At 69.9% G+C, this 22,354-nt stretch carries 27 protein-coding genes and 1 tRNA gene; 19 read left to right on the top strand and 9 right to left on the bottom strand.

Annotated elements, in window-relative coordinates; genetic code table 11:
- Window positions 1–61: 61 nt before the first annotated feature.
- Together FVE89_RS17125 and FVE89_RS17120 are read right to left on the bottom strand one after the other, a co-directional pair.
- Window positions 62–1,780: an IlvD/Edd family dehydratase gene (locus FVE89_RS17125; RefSeq protein ID WP_160535150.1), complete on the bottom strand. Its 1,719-nt coding sequence runs from the start codon at window positions 1,778–1,780 to the stop codon at window positions 62–64.
- 120 nt (window positions 1,781–1,900) lie between these two features.
- On the bottom strand, window positions 1,901–2,470 hold the full coding sequence (locus FVE89_RS17120) for an NUDIX hydrolase (protein ID WP_160535149.1): 570 nt from the start codon (window positions 2,468–2,470) through the stop codon (window positions 1,901–1,903).
- Between the two features lie 149 nt (window positions 2,471–2,619).
- Between FVE89_RS17120 and FVE89_RS17115 the strand changes: the two genes are divergently transcribed.
- The 7 genes from FVE89_RS17115 to FVE89_RS17085 are packed head-to-tail and all read left to right on the top strand — an operon-like array spanning window position 2,620 to window position 6,816.
- A complete protein-coding gene (locus FVE89_RS17115) occupies window positions 2,620–3,111 on the top strand; it encodes a hypothetical protein (protein WP_160535148.1) in 492 nt (163 codons plus the stop codon).
- Complete coding sequence (locus tag FVE89_RS17110) at window positions 3,108–3,359, top strand: monovalent cation/H+ antiporter complex subunit F (protein WP_160535147.1); 252 nt, start codon at window positions 3,108–3,110, stop codon at window positions 3,357–3,359. Before FVE89_RS17115 ends, FVE89_RS17110 begins: the two co-directional genes overlap by 4 nt.
- A complete protein-coding gene (locus tag FVE89_RS17105; protein ID WP_160535146.1) occupies window positions 3,356–3,640 on the top strand; it encodes a monovalent cation/H(+) antiporter subunit G in 285 nt (94 codons plus the stop codon). Before FVE89_RS17110 ends, FVE89_RS17105 begins: the two co-directional genes overlap by 4 nt.
- Window positions 3,637–3,888, top strand: a complete 252-nt coding sequence (locus FVE89_RS17100; protein WP_160535145.1) for a DUF4040 domain-containing protein — start codon at window positions 3,637–3,639, stop codon at window positions 3,886–3,888. Before FVE89_RS17105 ends, FVE89_RS17100 begins: the two co-directional genes overlap by 4 nt.
- Window positions 3,885–4,661, top strand: a complete 777-nt coding sequence (locus FVE89_RS17095) for an MnhB domain-containing protein (protein WP_160535144.1) — start codon at window positions 3,885–3,887, stop codon at window positions 4,659–4,661. The genes FVE89_RS17100 and FVE89_RS17095 overlap by 4 nt, the downstream gene beginning before the upstream one ends.
- Complete coding sequence (locus tag FVE89_RS17090; protein ID WP_160535143.1) at window positions 4,658–5,077, top strand: cation:proton antiporter subunit C; 420 nt, start codon at window positions 4,658–4,660, stop codon at window positions 5,075–5,077. The genes FVE89_RS17095 and FVE89_RS17090 overlap by 4 nt, the downstream gene beginning before the upstream one ends.
- Window positions 5,074–6,816, top strand: coding sequence for a proton-conducting transporter membrane subunit (locus tag FVE89_RS17085; protein WP_160535142.1), 1,743 nt, complete (start codon window positions 5,074–5,076; stop codon window positions 6,814–6,816). The genes FVE89_RS17090 and FVE89_RS17085 overlap by 4 nt, the downstream gene beginning before the upstream one ends.
- A gap of 97 nt (window positions 6,817–6,913) precedes the next feature.
- Here FVE89_RS17085 and cysC read toward each other — a convergent pair whose 3' ends face one another.
- Together cysC and FVE89_RS17075 are read right to left on the bottom strand one after the other, a co-directional pair.
- Window positions 6,914–7,507, bottom strand: a complete 594-nt coding sequence (cysC, locus tag FVE89_RS17080) for an adenylyl-sulfate kinase (RefSeq protein WP_160535141.1) — start codon at window positions 7,505–7,507, stop codon at window positions 6,914–6,916.
- A gap of 82 nt (window positions 7,508–7,589) precedes the next feature.
- Window positions 7,590–9,089, bottom strand: coding sequence for a hypothetical protein (locus FVE89_RS17075; protein WP_160535140.1), 1,500 nt, complete (start codon window positions 9,087–9,089; stop codon window positions 7,590–7,592).
- Between the two features lie 606 nt (window positions 9,090–9,695).
- Here FVE89_RS17075 and FVE89_RS17070 point away from each other — a divergent pair.
- Complete coding sequence (locus FVE89_RS17070; protein ID WP_246730921.1) at window positions 9,696–10,055, top strand: hypothetical protein; 360 nt, start codon at window positions 9,696–9,698, stop codon at window positions 10,053–10,055.
- Window positions 10,056–10,109: 54 nt separating this feature from the next.
- Here FVE89_RS17070 and FVE89_RS31220 read toward each other — a convergent pair whose 3' ends face one another.
- From FVE89_RS31220 to FVE89_RS17050, 4 genes are all read right to left on the bottom strand, one after another.
- Complete coding sequence (locus tag FVE89_RS31220; protein WP_246730920.1) at window positions 10,110–10,442, bottom strand: hypothetical protein; 333 nt, start codon at window positions 10,440–10,442, stop codon at window positions 10,110–10,112.
- A 304-nt stretch (window positions 10,443–10,746) separates the two neighbouring features.
- Window positions 10,747–10,822 (bottom strand) — tRNA-Thr (locus tag FVE89_RS17060).
- Window positions 10,823–10,932: 110 nt separating this feature from the next.
- Window positions 10,933–12,072, bottom strand: a complete 1,140-nt coding sequence (aroB, locus tag FVE89_RS17055; protein WP_160535139.1) for a 3-dehydroquinate synthase — start codon at window positions 12,070–12,072, stop codon at window positions 10,933–10,935.
- Between the two features lie 6 nt (window positions 12,073–12,078).
- Window positions 12,079–12,690: a shikimate kinase gene (locus FVE89_RS17050; protein WP_160535216.1), complete on the bottom strand. Its 612-nt coding sequence runs from the start codon at window positions 12,688–12,690 to the stop codon at window positions 12,079–12,081.
- A gap of 279 nt (window positions 12,691–12,969) precedes the next feature.
- On the opposite strand from FVE89_RS17050, the gene FVE89_RS17045 reads away from it, so the two are divergent.
- From FVE89_RS17045 to FVE89_RS17035, 3 genes are all read left to right on the top strand, one after another.
- Complete coding sequence (locus tag FVE89_RS17045; RefSeq protein ID WP_160535138.1) at window positions 12,970–13,122, top strand: histidine kinase; 153 nt, start codon at window positions 12,970–12,972, stop codon at window positions 13,120–13,122.
- Entirely contained in the window at window positions 13,119–14,060 is a 942-nt protein-coding gene (locus FVE89_RS17040) for a site-specific tyrosine recombinase XerD (RefSeq protein ID WP_160535137.1), read from the top strand. Before FVE89_RS17045 ends, FVE89_RS17040 begins: the two co-directional genes overlap by 4 nt.
- 132 nt (window positions 14,061–14,192) lie before the next feature.
- Window positions 14,193–14,711 (top strand): MarR family transcriptional regulator, encoded by a 519-nt coding sequence (locus FVE89_RS17035; RefSeq protein WP_160535136.1) that lies wholly within the window; start codon window positions 14,193–14,195, stop codon window positions 14,709–14,711.
- Window positions 14,712–14,859: 148 nt separating this feature from the next.
- On the opposite strand, the gene FVE89_RS17030 is transcribed toward FVE89_RS17035, so the two are convergent.
- Complete coding sequence (locus FVE89_RS17030; RefSeq protein ID WP_160535135.1) at window positions 14,860–15,225, bottom strand: cytochrome c family protein; 366 nt, start codon at window positions 15,223–15,225, stop codon at window positions 14,860–14,862.
- A gap of 284 nt (window positions 15,226–15,509) precedes the next feature.
- Here FVE89_RS17030 and FVE89_RS17025 point away from each other — a divergent pair, with 284 nt between their 5' ends.
- From FVE89_RS17025 to xseA, 8 genes are all read left to right on the top strand, one after another.
- Window positions 15,510–15,731 carry a hypothetical protein gene (locus FVE89_RS17025; RefSeq protein ID WP_160535134.1) on the top strand — a complete coding sequence of 74 codons (222 nt, stop codon included), beginning with the start codon at window positions 15,510–15,512 and terminating at the stop codon, window positions 15,729–15,731.
- 171 nt (window positions 15,732–15,902) lie between these two features.
- Window positions 15,903–16,166, top strand: coding sequence for a hypothetical protein (locus tag FVE89_RS17020; RefSeq protein WP_160535133.1), 264 nt, complete (start codon window positions 15,903–15,905; stop codon window positions 16,164–16,166).
- Window positions 16,167–16,256: 90 nt separating this feature from the next.
- Window positions 16,257–16,514: a hypothetical protein gene (locus FVE89_RS17015; protein ID WP_160535132.1), complete on the top strand. Its 258-nt coding sequence runs from the start codon at window positions 16,257–16,259 to the stop codon at window positions 16,512–16,514.
- Between the two features lie 65 nt (window positions 16,515–16,579).
- Window positions 16,580–16,795, top strand: coding sequence for an Rmf/CrpP family protein (locus tag FVE89_RS17010; RefSeq protein WP_160535131.1), 216 nt, complete (start codon window positions 16,580–16,582; stop codon window positions 16,793–16,795).
- Complete coding sequence (locus FVE89_RS17005) at window positions 16,795–18,111, top strand: MFS transporter (protein WP_160535130.1); 1,317 nt, start codon at window positions 16,795–16,797, stop codon at window positions 18,109–18,111. Before FVE89_RS17010 ends, FVE89_RS17005 begins: the two co-directional genes overlap by 1 nt.
- A 175-nt stretch (window positions 18,112–18,286) precedes the next feature.
- On the top strand, window positions 18,287–19,759 hold the full coding sequence (locus FVE89_RS17000) for an MDR family MFS transporter (protein WP_160535129.1): 1,473 nt from the start codon (window positions 18,287–18,289) through the stop codon (window positions 19,757–19,759).
- Between the two features lie 84 nt (window positions 19,760–19,843).
- Window positions 19,844–20,068 (top strand): type II toxin-antitoxin system ParD family antitoxin, encoded by a 225-nt coding sequence (locus FVE89_RS16995; protein WP_160535128.1) that lies wholly within the window; start codon window positions 19,844–19,846, stop codon window positions 20,066–20,068.
- 313 nt (window positions 20,069–20,381) lie between these two features.
- Window positions 20,382–22,067 carry an exodeoxyribonuclease VII large subunit gene (xseA, locus tag FVE89_RS16990; protein WP_160535127.1) on the top strand — a complete coding sequence of 562 codons (1,686 nt, stop codon included), beginning with the start codon at window positions 20,382–20,384 and terminating at the stop codon, window positions 22,065–22,067.
- The last annotated feature ends 287 nt before the right edge of the window (window positions 22,068–22,354 follow it).

The following is a 22,354-nucleotide window of genomic DNA, read 5'->3' as shown; positions in this document are numbered from 1 at the left end:
GTGACCTCCCGAGTCTTTGCCCGACGATGGCCCCGGCGGGCCGGGCGATCAAGCCTGCCGGTCAGCCGTCGCGCCCCTCACCCATCAGGAAGTCGAAGTCGCAGCCCTCCGGCGCCTGCGTGACGGTGCGGCGGTAGAGGGCCTTGTAGCCCCGGCTCGGGGCCGGCGGCGGCCGGTGGTCGGCGAGGCGGCGGGCGATCTCCTGCTCCTCGACCAGCAGGTCGATCCGTTTGTCCCGGATCGACAGCCGGATCCGGTCGCCGTCGCGTACCGCGGCCAGCGGACCGCCGATCGCGGATTCCGGGGCGATGTGCAGCACGATCGAGCCGAAGGCCGTGCCGGACATCCGCGCGTCCGAGATGCGGACCATGTCCTTCACCCCCGCCCGGGCGAGCTTTTTGGGGATCGGCAGATAGCCGGCCTCCGGCATGCCGGCTGCGTGCGGGCCGGCATTCTGCAGCACCAGCACGTCGCCCGGCGCCACGTCGAGGTCCGGATCGTCGATCCGCCGGCTCAGATCCTCCAGGCCGGTGAACACCACCGCCCGGCCCTCGGATTCGAACAGCGCCGGCGTCGCCGCCGCCCGCTTGAAGATCGCGCCTTCGGGGGCGAGGTTGCCGGTGAGCGCCACCAGCCCGCCGAGCGGCGAGACCGGATTGTCGAAGGCGCGGATCACCGACCGGTCGACCCAGCCCGCGGGCTGGTCGAGGCGCTCGGCCAGGGTGCGGCCCTCTACGTCGATGGTGTCGAGGTGGAGGAGCGGCCGCAATTCGCGCAGCAGCGCGCCCATGCCGCCGGCGGCATGGAAATCCTCCATGTAGCCCTCGCCCACGGGCTTCAGATCGACCAGAACCGGCGTCTCGTCCGAGATCTGGTTGAAGCGTTCGTACGGGATGCGGATGCCGAGCCGCCCCGCGATGGCGGTGAGGTGGACGATGGCGTTGGTCGAGCCCGAGACCGCCATCAGCACCCGGATGGCATTCTCGACCGACTTCTGCGTGATGACCTGGGACGGCGCGATCTTCGATTGGATCAGCCGCACCGCCGTGCGGCCGGTCTCCTCGGCGGCGACCAGCCGGTCGGAATGGACGGCCGGGATCGCGGCCGTGCCGGGCAGCGACATGCCGAGCGCCTCGGCAATGCACGCCATGGTGGAGGCCGTCCCCATCACCGCGCAGGTGCCGGCGGTGACCGAGAGCCGGCCCTCGACCTCGGCGATTTCTTCCGCGTCGACGGTTCCGGCCCGGTACTTGGCCCAAAAACCCCGGCAATCCGTGCAGGCGCCGAGCCGCTGGCCCCGATGGCGGCCGGTCGACATCGGGCCGGTCACCAGCTGGATCGCCGGCAGCCCGGCCGAGGCTGCGCCCATGAGCTGCGCCGGCACCGTCTTGTCGCAGCCGCCGATCAGCACGACCGCGTCCATCGGCTGGGCCTGGATCATCTCCTCCGTATCCATGGCCATCAGGTTGCGGTACATCATGCTGGTCGGGTTGAGGAAAACCTCGCCGAGCGACACGGTCGGGAACGGCCGCGGCAGGGCGCCGGCCGCCAGCACGCCGCGGGAGACCGCCTCCACCAGCTCGGGCATGCCCCGGTGGCAATTGTTGAAGCCCGAGGGCGTCATGGCGATGCCGACCACCGGCTTGTTGAGCAGCTCGACCGAGATGCCCATCGAGCGCGCGAAGGACCGGCGCAGGTAGCGGGCGAAATCGCGGTCGCCGTAATTGGTCAGGCCGCGGTCGAGCCCGTGCGGTTCGTCCTGTCCGGCGTCATCGCTCATGGTATCGATCCCTGAAACGCAAGCCCGCGGGCGGTCAGCGCAGGTGGAAGGCGATCCACGCGACCCCGGCGAGCACGACGACGGTTAGCAACCACCGCGCGAAGAGGCGAGGGCGCATTCTCACGCCCGGAAAAGTTCCGGGTGGCGGAGGCGCAGGGCCAGGACGAGGGTCAGCGTCTTCAGGTCGGTGAGTTCGGCCCGGTCGGCCATGGCGGCGAGGTCGGCGAGCGGCATCTCGACGATCCGGATATTCTCGTGCTCGCCCTCGGCCCCGCCGCCCGCCTCGGCCCGGTCCGCCCGGTCGTAGGCGGCGAGGTAGAGGTGGATCTTCTCGGTGGTCAGGCTCGCGCAGGAATAGGCGGCGCCGACGAAGTCCAGGCTGTGCAGGCGCAGGCCGACCTCTTCCAGGACCTCGCGGCGGGCATTCTCCTCCGGGCTGCCGTCGTCGATCAGGCCGGCCGGCGCTTCCAGCTGCACCTGCTCGCCGGCGGCGAACAGGGCCGGCACCCGCAGCTCGCGCACCAGAGTCGCCACCCGCCGCTCGGGATCGTAGGGCAGGATCCCGACCGAATGGCCGTGATCCTCGATCGCCCGCTCCGCGACGGATCCGTCGTGCAGGCGCACCTGCGCGAGGCCGAACCGGTTCCATCCCTCGTGGAGGACGCGGATCGACAGGATCTCGGCCTTCATGATGCGCCCTCGTCCGCGGAACCGTCCGCCATCACGCTGTGCTTACACGAAGGCGTGTCCCCGGGTTCCGGGAACGCCCATGCTTCGAACCCGTTTGGGTCGGTCAGGCAAATGGCTACGCTTTCAACGGTGTCTTCCGGTCAGGATCGATGCGGCTAGGACCGATCAGCGGGATCAAGGAGCGATCGACACGCGATGCCGTCGCGATCTGGGTGCTGCTGGCCGTCACCTATATGGTCTTCGCCGGCTCCGTGAGCGTGAACGAGGGCATCGCCATGGTCGTCTGCGCGACCCTGGGCACGGCCTGGTGGTGGGTCGTGGTACGGCGCGGCGGCGTCCGCTTCCGGTTCGACCGCGCATCGCTTCGGCCGCTCGGCCCCGCCATCCTCGGCATGGCCCGGCAGACAATGCGGGTCGGGTTTCATCTGGCACGGGCGGTGTTCGGGCGCGCCGGTGGCGGCGCGACGCAGGAGCAGAGCGCCGCCGCGATCCCCTGGGCACGGCCCGACGGGGCGATCGCCCCGGCCACGCGGGCCGTCGGGCTCCTCGCCGCCTCCCTCGCCCCGGACAGCTACGTGCTGTCGCTGGATCGCGCGCACGGCACCGTGACGACGCACGCGCTGGAGGGGGAGGCGCGATGACGATCTGGACGGCCGCCATCCTGGCGCTGCTGCCGCCGCTCGCCCTCGCGGCCGCCCTGGCGTGGCGCGGCCGGCCTGGCCAGCGCTTCGCCGCCTACCAGCTCGCCGGCAGCGTGACGGTGCTGATCCTGACGCTCCTGGCCTTCGCCACCGACCAATCCTCGCTCACCGATCTCGCCCTCACCCTGGTCCTGCTCAACCTGCCCGGCACGATGCTGCTCGCGGTCTTCCTGGAGCGCTGGATATGAGCGTCGCGATCGGCATCCTGCTCGCGCTCGCCGTGGCGGTGACGTGGCTCGCCGCGCTCGCCCTGTGGCGCCTGCCCCGGGCGCTCGACCGGCTGCACGCGCTCGCCTTCCTCAACGTCGCGGCCTCCGGCCTCGTGACCGTGGCGGCCTTCCTGTCCGACGGCTTCTCCGGGCGCTCGCTCAAGATCCTGGTGATGATGGTGGTGTTCTTAGGCTGGGCCGCGGTGCTGTCGCACGTCTCCGGCCGGGCCGTGCTGATGCGCGAGGGGCGCTCGGCATGAGCGTGATCCTGCCGCTGCTGTTCCTGTTCACGGCGCTCTCCGGCACCGCCGTGGTCCTGGTGCGCGACCCCACCCGGCAGGTCTTCGCCATCGCGATCAACGGTCTCGTCCTGACGATCCTGTTCGACGCCCTCCAGGCCCCGGATGTCGCCCTGTCTGAGCTGGCGGTTGGCTCGGCCGCGGTGCCGCTCCTTTTCCTCGTGGCGCTGATGGCGGTGCGCACGCAAGCGCCGGGAGAGGATTCGTGAGCCCGCGCATCCGCATCGCGCTATTGGCGCTCTCGGGCCTGATCCTGCTGCCCTGCGCCGCCTCGGTGATCGCGGGGCTGCCCGCCTTCGGGGCTACCATCGCCCAGTATGGTGAGCGCATCAACGCGATCACCCCGGAGGCGCGGCACGTCGCCAACATGGTGAGCGCGATCAACTTCGACCTGCGCGGCCTCGACACTTTGGGCGAGGAATTCATGCTGCTCGCCGCCATCACCGGCACGGTGGTGCTGCTGCGTGGCCGCCGCGGCGAGGGCAACACCGAGCGCGCCATGCGCCGGCCCGGCCGCGCGGTGATCCCGCGCTCGGAGGCGACGGTGCTGGCCTGCCGGATCGCCGGACCGCTCACCTGCCTGTTCGGCCTCTACGTGGTGCTGCATGCGACCGTCACGCCCGGCGGCGGCTTTCAGGGCGGCGTGATCCTCGCCTCCGGGACTCTGCTGATCTACCTCGGCGAGGGCTATTCCGGCTGGCGCGACGCGATCCACAGCCACTGGCTCGACGCGCTGGAGGGCGGGGGCGCGCTCCTCTTCGCCCTGTGCGGTCTGGCGCCGATGCTCGTGGGCGCCGCCTTCATGCAGAACATCCTGCCGCTCGGCACGTTTCGCGACCTGTTCTCCGGCGGCCTGATGCTGGTCGAGAATGTCGGCGTGGCCCTGGCGGTGACGGGCGGCTTCACGCAGCTCTTCCTCGAATTCATGGAGGAGACCCGCGAAGCCGAGGAACCCGACGAGCCCGGGGAGGAATCCGCGTGAGTGCGGTCACCAGTGTCCTGCCCTACGCGGTCGCCGCGTGGCTGTTCGGCGTCGGCCTCTACGGCATCGCCACGAGCCGCAACTTCATCCATCTCGTCGGCTGCCTCGGCGTCTGCCAAGCGGCCACCTACGTGCTGCTTCTGGGCCTCGGGTATCGCTGGGGCAGCATCGCGCCGATTTTTTATGATCACCCACCGGGCACGCCGGCGGTCGATCCCGTGATGCAGGCCCTGGTGCTCACCGACATCGTGGTCGGCGCGACGCTGACCGCCCTGCTCCTCGTCCTGACGGTCCAGGCCTACAAGCGCGGCGGCAGTCTGGATCCGGAAAAGCTCCGGCCGATGCGGGCCGGCGGCAAGTCCGGCCGCGACCAGGGTTCGAGCCGGGTCTCCGAAGGCGGGCAGCAGGCCCCGTGACCGCCCTCCTCCCGCTTCCGGTCGCCATCCCGCTCGTGGTCTGCGCCGCGCTGCTGGCGACCGCGCATCTGCTGCCGGGCCGCGTCCCCGATATCCTGGCGATGCTCGCCGCGCTCGCCGTCGCGTTCCTGTCCGCCGTGATCGCCGTGCAGGCCGCCGACGGGCCCCTCGTCTACTGGTTCGGCGGCTGGGAGCCGCGGGACGGCGTCCATCTCGGGATCGGCTTCTCGGTCGATGCGGCGAGCGGCTGGATCGCGGCCTTCATCGGCCTGCTCTACGCCCTGACCTTCGTGTTCGCCTGGGGCTTCTTCGACCGCACCCACGGCCACTTCCACATCCTGATGCTGCTGTTCCTGGCCGCCATGGTCGGGTTCTGCTTCACCCGGGACATGTTCAACCTGTTCGTGTGGTTCGAGGTGATGAGCGTCGCGGCCTTCGCGCTGACGGCCTATCACCTTGCGGAATCGTCGCTGTCGGGGGCCATCAACTTCACGGTGGTCAACAGCCTCGCGGGTTTCCTGATGCTCGGCGGCATCGGGTTGATCTACGCGCAGACCGGCACGCTCGACTTCGACGGGATCGCGGCGGCCGTCGCTCAAGGCGGCCGAAATCCCGTGGTGGCCGGGGCGTTCTGCCTCGTGGCGGCGGCCCTGATGATCAAGGGCGCGATCGTGCCGTTCCAGTTCTGGCTCGCCGACGCCCACGCGGTGGCGCCGAGTCCGGTCTCGGTGATCTTTTCCGGCTCGATGGTCTCCCTCGGGCTGTTCGGCCTCGCGAAGGTCAGCGCCGTCGTGTTCGGCGGCTCCGATCAGGTCCAGGGCGCCCTGCCGATGCTCCTGATCGGCCTCGGCAGCGTCACGGCGCTGCTCGGCGGCTGGATGGCCCTGCTGCAGCGCCATCTCAAGCGGATGCTCGCCTTCTCGACGATCTCCCATGCCGGGATCATGCTGACCGGCCTCGGCGCCCTCTCGATCGGCGGGACCGGCGGGATGCTGGTCTACGTGGTCGGCCACGGGCTGGTGAAGGGCGCCCTGTTCATGATCGCCGGCATCCTGCTCGCCACCCAGGCGAGCATCGACGAGATCGCCCTGCGCGGCCTCGGGCGGGGAATCTGGCCCGCCGGCATCGCCATGGCGCTGGCCGGTCTTCTGCTCTGCGGCCTGCCCCTCGGCACCCTCGACCAGGGCACGCGGCTCGTCCAGGGCGCGCTGTCGCAGCAGGGGCACGGCATCGCGCTCGCCGCCACGGCGATCGGCGCCGCGCTGACCGGGGCGGCGGTGCTGCGGGCGGCGGGCCGCATCTTCCTGGGGCTCGGCCCCGATCCCGGCGACGAGGCCGGGGCGCCGAGCGCGGACGAGCGCGAGAAGGCCAACCGGCCGCTCTGGCTGATGCTGGCGCCCTGCTGCGTGCTGCTTGCGGTGGATGTCGCGCTCCCGGCAAGCCTCATCGCGCACGGTCTTCCGCGGGCGGTGTCGGCCTTCATGCACCGGCCGGAGGGCGGTTCCCTGGCCGAGGGACCGGGCTGGCTGCCCTGGGTCTCGGTGGCGGCGGCCCTGGCGGGGGCCGGCTACGGACTGTTCCGCAAGCACTTGCCGGCCTTCGTGGTTCGGCCGGTCCGGGCCACCCAATCGGCACCGACGCGCGCCCTGGAGATCCTGCACAGCGGCCTGATCGGCGATTACGCGGCCTGGCTCGCCGTCGGCGTCGCGGTGATCGCGGCGGTGCTGGCGATGGTTTGAGCGAGCAGATCGTCGCCTTCGGCCAGTGCGGCCCCAAGCTCTTTCTCAGGCCCGCGCCGTCAGCCTTCGGGATATCCCGGATAGAGCGCTCCGCTGATCACGTGTCTGCGCTGAGCTGCATCAGCCTCGCGCACAGGGGGGCCGCCGACTCTGCGACGGTCAGCCCCTGCGTTTGCAAGACCAGATCCGGCACCGTTGGAATTTCATAAGGCGCCGACACGCCGGTGAAGGTCGAGATCTCTCCGGCCCGCGCCCGCGCGTACAGGCCCTTCGGATCGCGGGTCTCGCACACGGCGATGGACGTATCGACGTAGACCTCCAGGAACGGCAGGGCACCGGCGATTTCTCGTGCTCGCGCCCGATCCGTGCGGAACGGGGAGATCAGGGACACGATGACCACGAGCCCCGCCTCCGCCATCAGCCGGGCGACTTCGGCGGTCCGACGGACATTCTCGGCCCGGTCTGCAGCGCTGAATCCGAGATCGCTGCAGAGTCCGTGGCGCAGATTGTCGCCGTCGAGCACGCAGACATGCCGACCCTGCGCGGCCAGTTCGCGATCCACCGCATCGCTGATCGTGGTCTTGCCCGACCCCGGTAAGCCGGTCAGCCAAGCGATTGCCGGCCGCTGACCGAGTTGTGCCCAGCGCGCCTCACGCGGCGCGTAGGCCTGCCATCGGATCGTCTTGCTCAATTGACCTCAAGCCTGTTGTTGCCGGTGCATCCCGAACCAGAGCCCTCACGCATGCCCGCCAATCCCGGGCGTTGGAACGCCGTCAGCGGTCGGTCTGGTCCGGGTGTGGAGGAAGGACGGCGCGGGCAAATCCCAGCCACCGCAGCGGTCGGGTCAGACGCCAACTCCACGAGGACGCGATCCCGTTCTGGAAGGCCGCTGTCCATTGCTGGAGGTCCGCATGAGCGTCGCGGTGGCGTCGGATCTCTGCTTCGGCTTCGCTGATCGCCACGATGTGCCGCACGCCCTGCGCCTCGCAGTCGCGGCGCGCTGCTTCGGCGTCTCTGGCATGGCGCTCGGCCTCCGCGATCGCGCCGTCCCGCGCCTGCACGGCCGTCTCGTATTGCGCGCGCCAGGACTCGCAGTCGCGGCGCGCTGCTTCGGCGTCTCCGGCGTGGCGCTCGGCCTCCGCGATCGCGCCATCCCGCGCCTGCACGGCCGTCTCGTATTGCGCGCGCCAGGACTCGCAGTCGCGGCGCGCGGCTTCGGCGTCTCCGGCGTGGCGCTCGGCCTCCGCGATCGCGCCGTCCCGCGCCTGCACAGCGGCATCGTACTCCGCGCGCCAGGACTCGCTCTCTTGGCGAGCCATTTGCACCTCATGCCTCGCTTGGTCCAAGGAGGCCCGAAGGATGTCCAGTTCAGCAGCCTGCTGGGCCTGCACGGCCTCAAGCGCCCGGACGCGCTCTTCCGCTGCCCTTTGACCGGCTTCGCGCTCCGCGGCGGCTTTCACCGATTTCTCGAAGGGGAGCAGCTGCTGGAAGGCGCCGAACTGCTCGACGAACCGGGCAATGGCGGCGTGAGTCTCGGAGTTCTTGTCCGGCCGGCCCAGCAACTCGTAGAGATAGCGTAGCGCCGGTTGCCGGGCGCTCGTCGGTACCAGCCCATCGTGGCGGAGCGACCGATCGATCCGCGTTTCGAGAGCCTGCGCAATCAAGGCCCGATCCACGTCAACCACGTCGGAGAGGAAGGTGACGAGACGATCCAGCGTCTGGTCCCGGTCGGTGAACCACGAGTCGTAGACGATGGTGCAGGGCTCAGTGCGCAGGTTGCGCCAGCATTCCGTGTTGTAGACCGCCCACCGATATTCGCCGGTCGGAAGAGGGAGGCCATCGCGGTCATTCAACGAGCGCGCCACCTGGGATGGGCTTCGCACGCAGAACACGAACCGCGGATCGAGGTTCAGGGCGCGAAAGATCGGGGTCCAGAGCGGGAGGAGCCGCGCCGTCCTCGGGTCCTTGAAGCCGAACGGATGCCCCGGTCGCATTCGGGTCCGGATGAAGTCCTCGAGTTCGCGTTGGATGGCGCGGATTTCGGGCTGCGCCCACCAGCCGCCCGGCAGCGGAAAGTCATGTGCTTCGGACCAGTAATCCCGACCAAGGATCTGCAGAACACGATCATGGAGCGCCACAACTTCCCAGCGCTCCCAGTGTCCCGCCTCATTGCTCGGATGTTGCCCGACCTCGTCGGCCATATCCACGCCCAAGAGGCTGAGCACCTGCGAACACAATGAGGTGCCGCTTCGATGCATGCCGAGGACAATCACGATCGGCGTCCGACCAGGAATATGCCGGCTGGTGGATGGATCCGGAGAAACTTCGCCCCGCGTAACAAGCATGGCTTTGGAAATCGTCGATCTCACGGTTTGTCGAAAGGTTATCTTCGATCGCTAGATCATTTTTGACTCTGAGTCCATTGACGATTGCAGTCTTGTTTTGTGCCGGTGAATAAGCATTGAAATGTAAATGTCGTCTTCGGATGACACTGGCTGATTGCACCAGGCGCATATCAATATTTTTGATATACAACTCAAAAATATTAGTATTACAATAGTACTACGGTGCATATTTATAGTAAACGACATTTATTTTTGAGAAATATGATTTGAGTTCGGCCATCTGGAATCCTGAACGAAAATTTCCGCCTGTTCTATTTTCCCGATGTGAGTGCGGTAGTCTGCGCAAGCCTGAGTTCGGCCCCGTCCAGTCTGCTCCGTCGTTGGCGACAGCGTGATACGATGTGATCGTCCCCTTCTCGTTGCCCAGGCGTGTTCGATCGCGGGCAATGCCATTGCGCGCTAGCTTTGTCCTATCCGGCTCATCCGGAGCTGGACGGCGCCCGCGCGACGCGGACGGCGGATCAAGGGGAAGGCATGGACGCGCAAGCGACCGGTGATCCTGGAGGCAAGACCTGGGGGCCCCACAACACGGTGACGGTGGTCGATCCGTCACCGGTCAATTGGCTGTCGATCACCTGGAACACGATGGAGGAGGCCAACCGCGTCGATCACGACGGGATCGGCCAGCCGAGCCTTGCGGAATCCTGGCGGTGGCTCGACGGGGAGACCCTCGAACTCAGGATGCGGGAAACCGTCTATCAGGATGGCGAGCCGTTCAACGCCGCCGGGCCGCGGCGCCACGCCTGGGCTCCGGGACGCCGGGCGATCCTCGACGCCCTCGATACGCCGGACGATCGTGGCGCGCTTCGCGCGCTGCCGGAACCGTCCGCTTGACGCCGTTGAGGCCCTGTCGGCGGATCTGGGGGCGTTGTGATCGGGATTGCGGGATCACGGAGCGCCTTTGCGGGCGAACGGATCCGAACGGTGACCGCGCACGTGCTTGCCGCTCTCGACCAAACGCATGCCGATGCGCCCGACAATCCCGGCCTCCTCGCGGAGGAGATCGCCACCCAGATGCCGGGCCCGGACCGCCCGGTCCTTTCCGTCGTCCTCGACCAACTGCTCCAGGAGAAGCTGATCGCGCGCAGCAACCGGCTGTTTCAGCGGGCCGGCCACGTTGCCCGCCTGAGCCCGGCGGACGCCGCGCTCTACGCCGCAATCCGGGCCATGCTGGAGGCGGCCGGGCGTGACCAGCCGCGCCTCGTCCTCCTTGCCGAGCAACTCGGGCGTGATCCGGAGGAGCTGCGCCCGCTCCTCGACAAGGGCGGCCGCATCGGATGGCTGGGCCGGATCTCGAAGGGTTACCACGTCCCGCCGGCGATCCTCGCCGGGGTCGCGCGGGCGGTGGCGGCGGACCATCCGGAGAGGCTTCTCACCGTGGGGCGGTTCCGTGAGGCGGCCGGCATCGGGCGCAATCTGACGATGCCGCTTCTCGAATTCTTCGACGCGCAGGGCCTCACGACCCGCATACCCGAGGGGCGGTGTATCCGACCAGAGTGGCGCCCGATGGAGGTTGGGGAAGAAGTGGTGCCGCAAGAGGGATTCGAACCCCCGACCCCCTCATTACGAATGAGGTGCTCTACCAGCTGAGCTATTGCGGCCCGGGCCCCTATGAGGGCCATGCCCGGCGCGCGATCGACCGCGTCGGACGTGGCAGGCTCATAGCCGCCCGACCTGCTTTAGGCAAGGCCGGAGCCGCGCCCGATCGCGATCACGCGATGGCATCCGCGGCGAGTTCGTCGCGCAGGAAGGCCATCACCTCGGCCCGGTCCACCCCCGGCGCGATGAAGCTCTGCCCGATCCCGCGGGCGAGGATGAAGGTCAGCGCGCCGTCGCGGACCTTCTTGTCCTGCGCCATCGCGTCCACGATCGCCTCGGCGCCGCCACACCCGCCCGGGACCGCCTGCAGGCGGGTCGGCAGGCCGGCGAGCGCCAGGTGATTGGCGACCCGGCCCGCCTCCTGGCCGGCGCACAGGCCGAGCCGGGTCGAGAAGCGGAAGGCCAGCGCCAAGCCGATCGCCACGCCCTCCCCATGGACCAGCCGCGCCGGGTCGTAGCCGGTCAGGCGTTCCAGGGCGTGCCCGAAGGTGTGGCCGAGATTGAGCAGCGCCCGTTCGCCGTCCTCGCGCTCGTCCCGGGTCACCACCGCGGCCTTGGCCCGGCAGCAGGACGCCACCGCCGCCTCGCGCTCGGGACCGCCGGAAAAAATCCCGCGCCAGTTGGCCTCGCACCAGTCGAAGAAGCCGGCATCGGCGATCAGCCCGTACTTGGCGACTTCGGCATAGCCGGCGCGCATCTCGCGCTCGGACAGGGTATCGAGGGTCGCGGTATCGGCCAGCACGAGGCGGGGCTGATGGAACGCGCCGATCAGGTTCTTGCCGAGCGGCGCATTGATGCCGGTCTTGCCGCCGACCGAGGAATCGACCTGCGCGAGCAGGCTGGTCGGCACCTGCACGAAGCGCACGCCGCGCCGCAGGGTTGCAGCCGCGAAGCCCGCGAGGTCGCCGACCACGCCGCCGCCCAGCGCCACCACGAGGTCCCCGCGCTCCACCTTGAGGCCGAGCAGGCCGTCGCAGACCGCGGCGTAGCCCGCGTAGGATTTCGAGCCCTCGCCGGGCGCCACCGTCACCACGCCCGCCTGAAGGCCGGCCCGTTCCAGGCTCTCGCGCAGGCGGCCGGCATAGAGCGCCCCGACGGTCTCGTCCGTGACGATCGCGGCCCGGCGGCCGCCGAGCGCGGCCACCGCGTCGCCCGCCGCATCGATCAGGCCGCGGCCGATCCGGATGTCGTAGGCGCGGCCGCCGTCGAGGGGGACGTGGACGGTCAGAGTTTCGGTCACGGGCAGGCTCATTCGCTTCTACTGCGCCGCCACCGAGATGGAGCGCTCGCCGTTGAGGTGGGCGTCCAGCGCCTCCAAGACATCCTGCACGACCCGGTCGTGCGAGACCTCCCGCGAGATCACCATCACGTCGGCCGCCGCGTAGACCGGGTGGCGGACCTCCATCAGGTCGCGCATCGTCGCCTCGGGATCTTCCGTCTGGAGGAGCGGCCGGTTGCCGCGCTTGCGCACCCGCCGCATCAGGACATCGAGATCGGCCTTCAGCCAGACCGAGACCGCGGATTCCGCAACGCGCTGGCGCGTGGCTTCGCGCAGGTAGGCGCCGCCGCCGGTGGCCAGCACCAGGGGACCGGCCCGCAGCAGGCGCGAGATCACGCGCTCCTCGCCATCACGAAAACTCGGCTCGCCGTAGATGGCGAAAATGTCGGGGATCGTCAGGCCGGCCGCCGCCTCGATCTCGATATCGGCATCCTTGAAGATCAGCCCGAGGCGGCTCGCAAGGCGCCGGCCCACGGTGCTCTTGCCCGCCCCCATCAGCCCCACGAGCACGATCGAGCGCAGGCCGAGCGCCCGGCGCAGCCGTGCCTCGATCGGTTCGCCACCCTCCGCCTCGCTCACCGGCTCCTGCATCGCCCCGTGTACCGCCGCTTCCACTATCCGTTGCACCGCTTCGAACCGGCGCCCCCACGATCGCGCCGTCGCACCGGGCGCACGGCGCCGGGCGATCCCCCATCCTGCGGCAGGCTCTTAGCGCGATTCAAGCGGCCAGCGAAACGCATCGCTGTGTCGTCGTGGGCCTTGTCAGCGCCTTGATGGCGTGTTCGAAACCGGGCACCCGCGTCGGTTGGGAGAAAGCCGCCGCCCACGCGCCTCCCCGCCGCCCGTACCGTCCCCCGAGGTTCGACCGACGTGCCGACCCTGTTCCGTTTCTTCGCCACCCTCGCGATCCTGGCGGGTCTCGTCTTCGCGGCGATGTTCGCGCTGGCGAATTTCGTTCAGCCGACGCCGCGGGAGATGAGCGTGACCATTCCCGCCTCGAAGCTGCAGCCGGGCAATCGTTGAGCGCGCGCGAAGGTGGCGACAGCGATCGTGCGCCCCACGCGGATGTCGCCGATTATCTCGACATGCTGGCCGCCGAGCGCGGGGCCGGCGCCAACACCCTGGCGGCCTACCGGCGCGACCTCGACGATTACCTCGCCTATCTCGCCCGCGCCGGGATCGACCTCGATGACGTGGAGGCCGGGACGCTGCGCGCCTTCCTGGCCGATCTGGAGACGCGCGGGCTGAAGGCCTCGTCGGCGGCGCGGCGCCTGTCCTGCGTGCGCGGCTTCCACAGGTTCCTGTACGCCGAAGGGCTCGCCGAGGCCGATCCGAGCGTGGCGGTCTCGGGGCCGCGCCGGGGCCGGGTGCTGCCAAAAATCCTGTCGGTGGCCGAGGTCGACCGCCTGCTGGGTGTCGCGCAGGCGGCGGCCGGCGCCGAGCAGGCGCCCGGGCCGGCCCGGCGGGCGCGTCGCATGATGTGCCTGCTCGAACTGCTCTACGCCACGGGCCTGCGCGTCTCGGAACTGGTCGCCCTCCCCCGCGCCGCGGGCGCGACCCGGGAGCGCTACCTGTTCATCAAGGGCAAGGGCGGCCGCGAGCGGCTCGTCCCGCTGACCGAAGCGGCCCGCGCCGCCATGGCGGCGCACCTCGCCGCGGTGCCGGAGGAGAGCGCGTGGCTCTTCCCCGCCGACAGCGACAGCGGCCACCTGACGCGGCAGGCCTTCGCCCGCGACTTAAAGGCCGTGGCGCTGGAGGCCGGGTTGCGGCCGGACCGGGTGAGCCCCCACGTGCTGCGTCATGCCTTCGCCAGTCATCTGCTGCAGAACGGGGCCGATCTGCGCATCGTCCAGGAATTGCTCGGCCACGCCGACATCTCGACGACGCAGATCTACACCCACGTGCTCGATGAGCGCCTGAAGGCGATGGTACGGGATCTGCACCCGCTGATGGACGGGTGACCCCCAACCTGCAGCTTTGCGGTCTGCGCTCCGCCGACGGCGCCGATTGTTCTTGTATGCAGAACTGCCTTAAGAGTGAGCCAGCGCCATACCGGTAGGTGAGCCCGCTTTTTCCAGAGAGAGATCATACCCATGCCAGGCCCGACTGCTCTGCAGAGCGGCGCTGCACCGAATCAGGCGGATCACCCGACCGTCGACGAGCCCACGCGGCAGGAGCGGCAGCGTCTCGACAATCAACTGTGCTTTGCCGTCTACGCCGCAGCGCATGCGTTCGGGCGCGCGTACCGCGCCCTGCTCGGCCGTTACGAACTGACCTATCCGCAATATCTCGTGCTGCTGGTGCTGTGGGAGCAGGACGGACTCTCGGTCAAGGAGATCGGCAACCGCCTCTTCCTCGATTCCGGCACGCTGACGCCGCTGCTGAAGCGCCTCGAAGCCTCGGGCCGGGTGCGGCGGGCCCGGGATCGGGTCGATGAGCGTCAGGTCAGCATCTTCCTCACGCCGGCCGGCGCGAAGCTGCGCGATGTCCTCGCCTGCATCCCCGAAGAGGCGGGTGGCCTGACCGGCCTCGATAACGAGGGCCGGAAGACCCTGCTGCACGACCTCGTCACGCTGAGGATGGGGCTTCAGGCCGGCCTGATCGCGGAATAAGAGCGCCCGACAAACTTCCGGGCCCCGGGCGTTCTCGCTCAGGCCGCGACAGCACAGGCGAGCTTCGTGAGAGGCTCTTGGACATGCCGGCATGGGCCCGGAGGCGGCCTTTCGGCCACCCCTGGGCCTTGCCGTGTGGGGTGCGAACTCAGGACTGCGTCTTGAGGTAGGCGATCACGTCGTTGATCTTCTTGTCGTCCGAATAGCCCTGGAAGATCATCTTGGTGCCCGGCACCTTCGCCTTGGGGTTCTTCAGCCACTCGTGCAGGTTGGCCTCATCCCAGGTGATGCCGGAATTCTTCAGCGCGGCCGAGTAGTTGTAGCCCTCGTAGGTGCCCGCCTTGCGGCCCACCACGCCCTTGAGGTCCGGACCGACGCCGTTCTTCTGGAAGTTGTGGCAGGCCTTGCAGGGGGCGAACGCCTTCTCGCCTGCGGCCGCGTCTCCGGCCTCCTGGGCCTGCGCAGAGAGCGGGATCAGGACGGCGAGGACGGCGCCGAGAACGAGTGAACGCATGGATTTCCTCCTGTTGGCCGCCGCCGCGGCAGCACTGTCGGCAGAACGCACCTGCCTGGAATAGGTCTAATTGAAGTTACAGCCAAGGCGCAACGGTCCAGCCTCGCGAGCGCGGCGGTCTGTCGGCGTGACGGCGACCGCGCTCGGCCGCCGTTAGCCTCAACCCCTCGTCAAGGTGTTGGCTCCCTGCGGCACATGGAAGCCGCGCCGGCGGATCGCCCCTGCGGATGCGGCGCCATGCGGCCTTGTCGCCCGGTCAGCGCGCCTCGTAGGTTTCAGGCACCGTGCAGACCGACGAACGACCGCTCCCGGAAAGCCTGACGCGCCTGCTGGCAGCCACACCCTCCAGGCGCGTGTCCCCGCTTGAGCGCCTGCGGCCGCGGGACGATCGCGGATCCGCGCATGCCGCCCTGGAATCAGCCTTCCTCCGCGGTTTCGTGTACGGTGTCTCGGGTCTGGTCTGGCTCGTGGTGATGCTGTTCATCGCCTGCCACTTCGTGCGGTAGGGCGACCGGCGCACCGGCTTCCGGCAGGCGCCTGTGGACAGTGGTGGTCCGCCCGCTCTTCAGGCCGATCTGCCAAGACATCTTCGGCCAAATCCGGTATTGAGAGGAGCCGTTGAAATCTGCACGGCTAGTGGCCTGTGCGGCACGCGCTCTGTGTGAAGGAACCGGACTATGTCGCTGACCGGGCGCTTCTGGTTCCGGAGATCCTGGACGGGCCGGCTCGTGCTGCTGGTCGAGGAGGAGCGCCCCCGGTGGTTCGGCCGTGGCGCCGGGAAGCCGCGCTGGCGCAACGCCAGATTGCTCGATTTCGCGGAGCCCGAGTTGCGGCCGCTGATGATGATGGAGAAGCATCATCGCACAGGCTCCGGCTCTGCCCAGGTGCGCACCCTGCGGCCGGTCCCGGCATCCGGGGAGCCGCGGTCGGCCAACGGCTGAGCCACGCGTCCGGGCGTGCCGCCGCTGGCGCCGATCACCACCTGAGCGCCGTGCCCCGCTTCGGGGCTCGTTCTCGCAGGTGACGGGACCATGCCGCGCTATTTCTTCCACACCCAGATCGGGGACGACCTGATCACCGACCCGACCGGTGTCGAGCTGCGCGATCCGGATGAGGCGTGGGAGAAGGCGCGCCACACGATCCGCGCCGCCCTGCACGAGCGCCGGGATCAGGCCCGGCTCATGACGGCCTGCCTGATCGTCGCCGACGCCGCGGGCGAGGTGGTGCTGGAATTCCCGTTCAGCGAAGCCGTCACGCTGCCGAGACCGGACGATCCGATCCTTCATTGATTGCGGCGCGTCCGGGGGCGTGCCCTACATCGCGGCGAACGCGTGCGATCAGGATCAGCGCCACGATGGATTCACCCCCGAACGACCTCGACGCCCAGGCCCTCGGCCGCGCCGCCCCCGCCAAGGGCTTGGCCCGGGAGGCCTGCCCCTACGCCGAGGGCACGCAGGCCCGCGCGCTCTGGCTCGCCGGATACGACGCTGCGGTGGCGGACGGCGCGGAGCCGGTCGCCGGCGGGATCGCCAAGAGCCCTGGCGTGCACCCGGGCGACGGGGCGCGGTGATGGACGCCCGGACCCCAACCCATCCCGGCGCCGCACACCCGGCGCTGGACCGGAAGGCTGTCAGCGCCGTCGTGCTGGGCAACGCCCTCGAGTTCTACGATTTCACGGTCTACGCCTTCTTCGCCAAGCCGATCGGCGCGGCGTTCTTTCCCGCGACCGACCCGACCCAGAGTCTGCTCGCGTCGCTGGCGCTGTTCGGCATCGGCTACGTGATGCGGCCGATCGGCGGGGCCCTGATCGGCGCCTTCGCGGATCGGGCCGGGCGCAAGCCCGCGATGCTGATCACGATCGCGCTGATGGCTTTGGGCATGCTGATGCTCGCGGCCTGCCCGCCCTACGCGGCGATCGGCGGCTGGGCGCAGGTGATCGTCATCGCCGGGCGGCTTATCCAGGGGCTGGCGCTTGGCGGCGAGGTCGGCCCGTCGACCGCCTATCTGCTGGAGGCCGCGCCTCCCGACCGGCGCGGCTTCGTGACGAGCTGGCAGATCGCCAGCCAGGGCTGCGCGTCCCTGTTCGCCGGCATCGTGGCCACCACCCTTGCGCTCGTCTTCGGTGATCAGGCGATGAACGCCTGGGGCTGGCGGCTGATGTTCGTGCTCGGCCTCGGCGTCGTGCCGATCGGCCTCGTCATCCGCAGCCACCTGCCGGAGACGGCGGGCGCCGAGGAGGATCCGAACGCCGCCGCCTCGACCCTCGCCGTGGTGGGGCGGCTCCTGCGGGAACACGGTCGTCTCCTCGGTCTGACCTTCCTGGTGATCTCCGCCTCGACCGTGTCGAACGCGATCGGCACCAACATGCCGGTCTATGCCGGCGCGACGCTCGGCCTGAGCGAGACCGCCGCGACCGCGGTGCCGATCGCGCTGGGGCTCGCCTCGGTGGTCTTCCCGCTCCTGGGCGGCTGGCTGGCCGACCGGATCGGGCGGCGGCCCGTCATGATCTGGCCGCGGGCGCTGATCCTGATCCTGACCGTCCCCGCCTTCGCCTGGGTGGTGAAGGCGCCGAGCGCCGCGAGCGTCTACGCAATCACGTTCCTGCTCTCGGCGCTGTCATCGATCAACGCCGCCGCGGTGATCGTCGGCATCCCGGAGGCGCTGCCCCGGGCGGTGCGCAGCGCCGGCCTGTCGATCGTCTACGCGGTCGCCGTTTCGGTATTCGGGGGCAGCACCAACTACGTGGTGAACCGGCTGATCGCCGAGACCGGCGACCGCCTCGCGCCCGCCTATTACCTCGCGGCCTTCAGCCTGATCGGGACGGTCGCGGCCTTCCTGCTGCCGGAGACGCGGGGGCGCGACCTCGACGCGAACAGCGAGGCCTGACGCTCTCGGCCGCCGGCGTGACCCATGCCGGCGGAACAGGGCTACGGCCGGTCCATGCGTCGACGGCGGGTCGCGCGCGCTATCCATGTGCGCTCCCGCACGGACCTCGCAACGGCCAGCCGGTCGGCGCACGACGGCGCTGGGTTGCAGCATGCGTCCGGCCTAGATCGCTCGCATGCCGACTCCCCCTGAGACGCGCCGCCCGCTGGTCCTCGCCGCGGTGATGGCGGCGATGTTTATGATCGCGATCGAGGCCACGATCGTCTCGACCGCGATGCCGCAGATCGCCGGGCAGCTCGGCGACCTCCACCTCTACGCCTGGGTGTTCGCCTCCTTCCTGCTGACGCAGACCGCCACCACGGTTGTGTTCGGCAAGCTGTCCGACCTCTATGGCCGCCGGCCGGTGCTGCTGTTCGGCATCGCGGTGTTCCTCCTCGGCTCGCTGCTCTGCGGCCTCGCGTGGTCGATGCCCTCGCTGGTCCTGTTCCGGCTCGTCCAGGGCGTCGGCGCCGGGGCGATCCAGCCGGTGAGCCTGACGGTGGTCGGCGACCTCTATTCCGCGCGGGAGCGCGGCCGGATCCAGGGCTATCTCGCCAGCGTCTGGGGCATCTCCTCCGTGGCCGGACCGCTGGTCGGCGGGCTGATCATCGGCCACCTGAGCTGGCCCTGGATCTTCTGGATCAACCTGCCGATCGGCCTGATCGCGGCCTGCCTTTTCCTGCGCTACCTGCACGAGGGCGTGGAGCGCCGCAGCCGCCGGATCGACGTGATCGGCGCGGGCCTGTTCACCGCCGCCATCGCGGCGCTGATGATCGCGCTGACCGAGGCGGGCGATTCGGCCGCGGCGGCGCTCTGGCCGGGTGTGGCCTTCGTGGTCGCCGCGATCCTGTTCGTGCTCCAGGAGCGCCGCGCCCCCGATCCGATGCTCGACATCCGCCTGTGGGTGCAGCGCCCGATCGCCGCCGCCAACACGGCGACGCTCCTGTCCGGCATGACGGTGATCGGGCTCACGGCCTTCCTGCCGATGTACGTCCAGGGCGTGCTGCAGCAATCGCCGCTGATCGCGGGCCTGACCCTGACCCTGATGGTGCTCGGCTGGCCGATCGGCGCCACCACGGCGGCGCGCAGCTTCGTCCGCTTCGGCCTGCGCCCGATTCTGCTGGTCGGCGCGACCCTGCTGCCACTCGGGGCCACCGCCTTCGTCATCCTCGGCCCCTCGACCTCGCCCGCCGTGGCGGCGGCCGGCTCGGTCGTGATGGGTCTCGGCATGGGCTTCCTGTCCACCGCCGCCATCGTGATCATTCAGGACAGTGTCGCCTGGGCGCAGCGCGGGGCGGCGACCGCCTCGAACCTCTTCGCGCGCAACCTCGGCTCGACGCTCGGCGCCACCGCGCTCGGCGCCGTGCTGAACTACCGGCTCGCGCACCCGCCGAGCGGGCCTACGGTCAGTTCCGATGAACTCCGGCGCTTGCTCGACGATCCCGCGAGCCTCGGCCCCGGCGGCGAGGCGATCCGGGTGGGGCTCCAGCACGCGCTCCACGGGACGTTCTGGACGGTGTTCGCGGTGGCGGTGCTGACCCTGCTCCTGTCGCTGCTGGTGCCGCCGGTGGCGATCTCGGATGCGCCGCGCGAGCTGGCGGTGGAGTAGACGCTTCCTTGAGCGGACGCATCCCGTGCTGCCGCTTCGGAATGCGCTATGGAAAGTTCATACCGGCGCTGCGCAGGAGCCGACATGGCGGCGACCGAGAAGCGGATCTTCAGTCTGCCGGCAGAGCAGTCTGCGTTCATCGATACTCAAGTGAAAGCCGGCTCGTTCGCGAGCGCGAGTGAGGTGGCGCGGGCTGGGTTGCACGCACTTCAAGAGCGGGACGCTGCCGTCGAACGATGGCTCCGCGAGGAGGTGGTCGCGACCTACGACGCGATGAAGGCCCATCCCGAGCGCCTGATCTCGGCGTAGGATACGGCCGAGCGGATGCGCCCGCGTCTCAAAGCGCGGATGCGGGATGGCGCTTGAAGCGGCGGCGCCACTCCTGCGCGCCCGCCGCGGGTGACGATCTCGACTGGACCTACGACACGATCGCCGAGGCGACGACGCCGGCCGCTGCGTCACCATGCCTTCGCGGTCGAAGAGGAATGTGTGGTGATCCTGCGCATCTTCTCTGGCGGCCGGGATTGGGCTCGGGACTTCCGGTGAGCGCCGATCAACCGCAGCCGCAATGAAGGTGGAAATCCGGTTTCCTCTTCCAGGCCTCATGCTTTAGCCTCCTTCCATGCCCCTCGTCCCGCCCCCGCGCCCCGCCGCCCCGCCAGCGGCCGATATCCCGCCGACCAGCGTGCTCACTGCCAACCAGCCGGAATGGACGGTGGGCGACCTCGCAGGCGCGCTGAAGCGGACCCTCGAGGACGCGTTCGGCCATGTGCGCCTGCGCGGCGAGATCTCAGGCTATCGCGGCCAGCACGGCTCGGGTCACGCCTACTTCTCCCTGAAGGACGGGCAGGCCCGCATCGACGCAGTGGTCTGGAAGGGCGTGTTCGGGCGCCTGCGCCAGCGGCCGCAGGAGGGGCTGGAGGTGATCGCCACCGGCCGCATCACCACCTTCGCGGGCAAATCCTCGTACCAGATCGTGGTCGAGAGCCTGGAGCCGGCGGGCCTCGGCGCCTGGATGGCCCTGTTGGAGGAGCGCAAGAAGCAACTCGCCGCCGAGGGGCTGTTCGCGCCCGAGCACAAGCGGGCGATCCCCTACCTGCCGCGCGTCGTCGGGGTCGTCACCTCGCCCACCGGCGCCGTGATCCGCGACATCCTCCACCGGCTGGAGGATCGGTTCCCGCGCCCGGTCCTGGTCTGGCCGGTGCGAGTCCAGGGGGATGGTGCGGCCGAAGAAGTCGCCGCCGCGATCCGCGGATTCAACGCCCTGAAGCCCGGCGGCCCGATCCCGCGCCCGGACGTGCTGATCGTCGCCCGCGGCGGCGGCTCGATCGAGGATCTCTGGGCCTTCAACGAGGAATGCGTCGTCCGCGCCGCCTTCGAGAGCGCGATCCCGCTGATCTCGGCGGTGGGCCACGAGACCGATACCACGCTGATCGACTACGTCTCCGACCGCCGCGCCCCGACCCCCACGGGCGCCGCCGAGATGGCGGTGCCGGTGCGCGCCGACCTGATCGCAACGGTTGCGGATCTCTCCGCTCGGGCGATCGGTGCGGTCGGGCGCCGGATCGAGCGCGACCGGGCGGATCTGCGGGCGCTGGGGCGGGCGCTGCCGAGCGCCGACGCGCTTCTGGCGGCCAAGCGCCAGCGGCTCGACCTCGCCGAGGCTCGCCTCGCCCCGGCGCTCGCTGCGGGCGCGAGCCGCCACCGGGCTCGGCTGCAACTCCTGCTCGACCGGATGGCGCGGCGCTCGCCCGACGTGGCGCTGGCCAATGCCCGCGCGCGGCTGGCGCGGATCGACCACCGGCCGCTCCACGCCCTGCGCAACGACGTGCAGCGCAAGGGCGAGGCGCTGGTCCAGCTCGGTCGCCGCCTCGTCGTCGCCCGCGAGGCGAGCCTGGAGCGGGCCCGGGCGCTTCAGGCTCGCCGGGCCGACCGGCTGCTCGCCCTCTCCGACCGCCTCGTGCAGGCGGGCGCCCGCGGGATCGAGCGGCGGCGCGATCGTCTCGCAGGATTGGCCGGGCTGCTGGGCTCGCTCAGCTACCACGCGGTGCTCGAACGGGGCTACGTGCTGGTGCGGGATGCCGCCGGCCTGCCGGTGCGCCGCGCCGCCGAGGCCGCCGCCGCCGCCCGCCTCAGCCTGCAATTCTCGGACGGAACCGTCGCGGCGGTGCCGGAGGGTGGGCTGGAGCCGGCCCCGGCCACCCGGACCGGACGCCAGGGAGGCCCGCGACCGGCCGCCCGCCCTGCGGACCGGCGCAGTGCCAAGCCGGCTGCACCGGCGGGGCAGCGCTCCCTGTTCGACGCCTGAACGGGACCGAGCCCTCAGAGCCAGCCCTTTTAAGGTGTTTGCGGAAGCAACGAGACAGGGGCCAAGCGCACTCTCCTCCCCCTTGTGGGGAGGAGTTGGAGGTGGGGGTGGTGCAGACGGCACCGCTGCGCCTCATCCTGCACCACCCCCACCCCCGGCCCCTCCCCACAAGGGGGAGGGGAAAAGGCGGTGCTCTTTCAGGATGTTAGAGCCACGACTTGCGATTTTCGCAGCTAGCCCAAACACCTTAAAAGGGCTGCCCTCAGAGCCTGCCCTCTTCGGCTTAT

The organism is Methylobacterium sp. 2A (assembly GCF_009806555.1).
Classification (GTDB): Bacteria; Pseudomonadota; Alphaproteobacteria; order Rhizobiales; family Beijerinckiaceae; genus Methylobacterium.
This window is presented reverse-complemented; position numbering and strand designations above follow the sequence as displayed.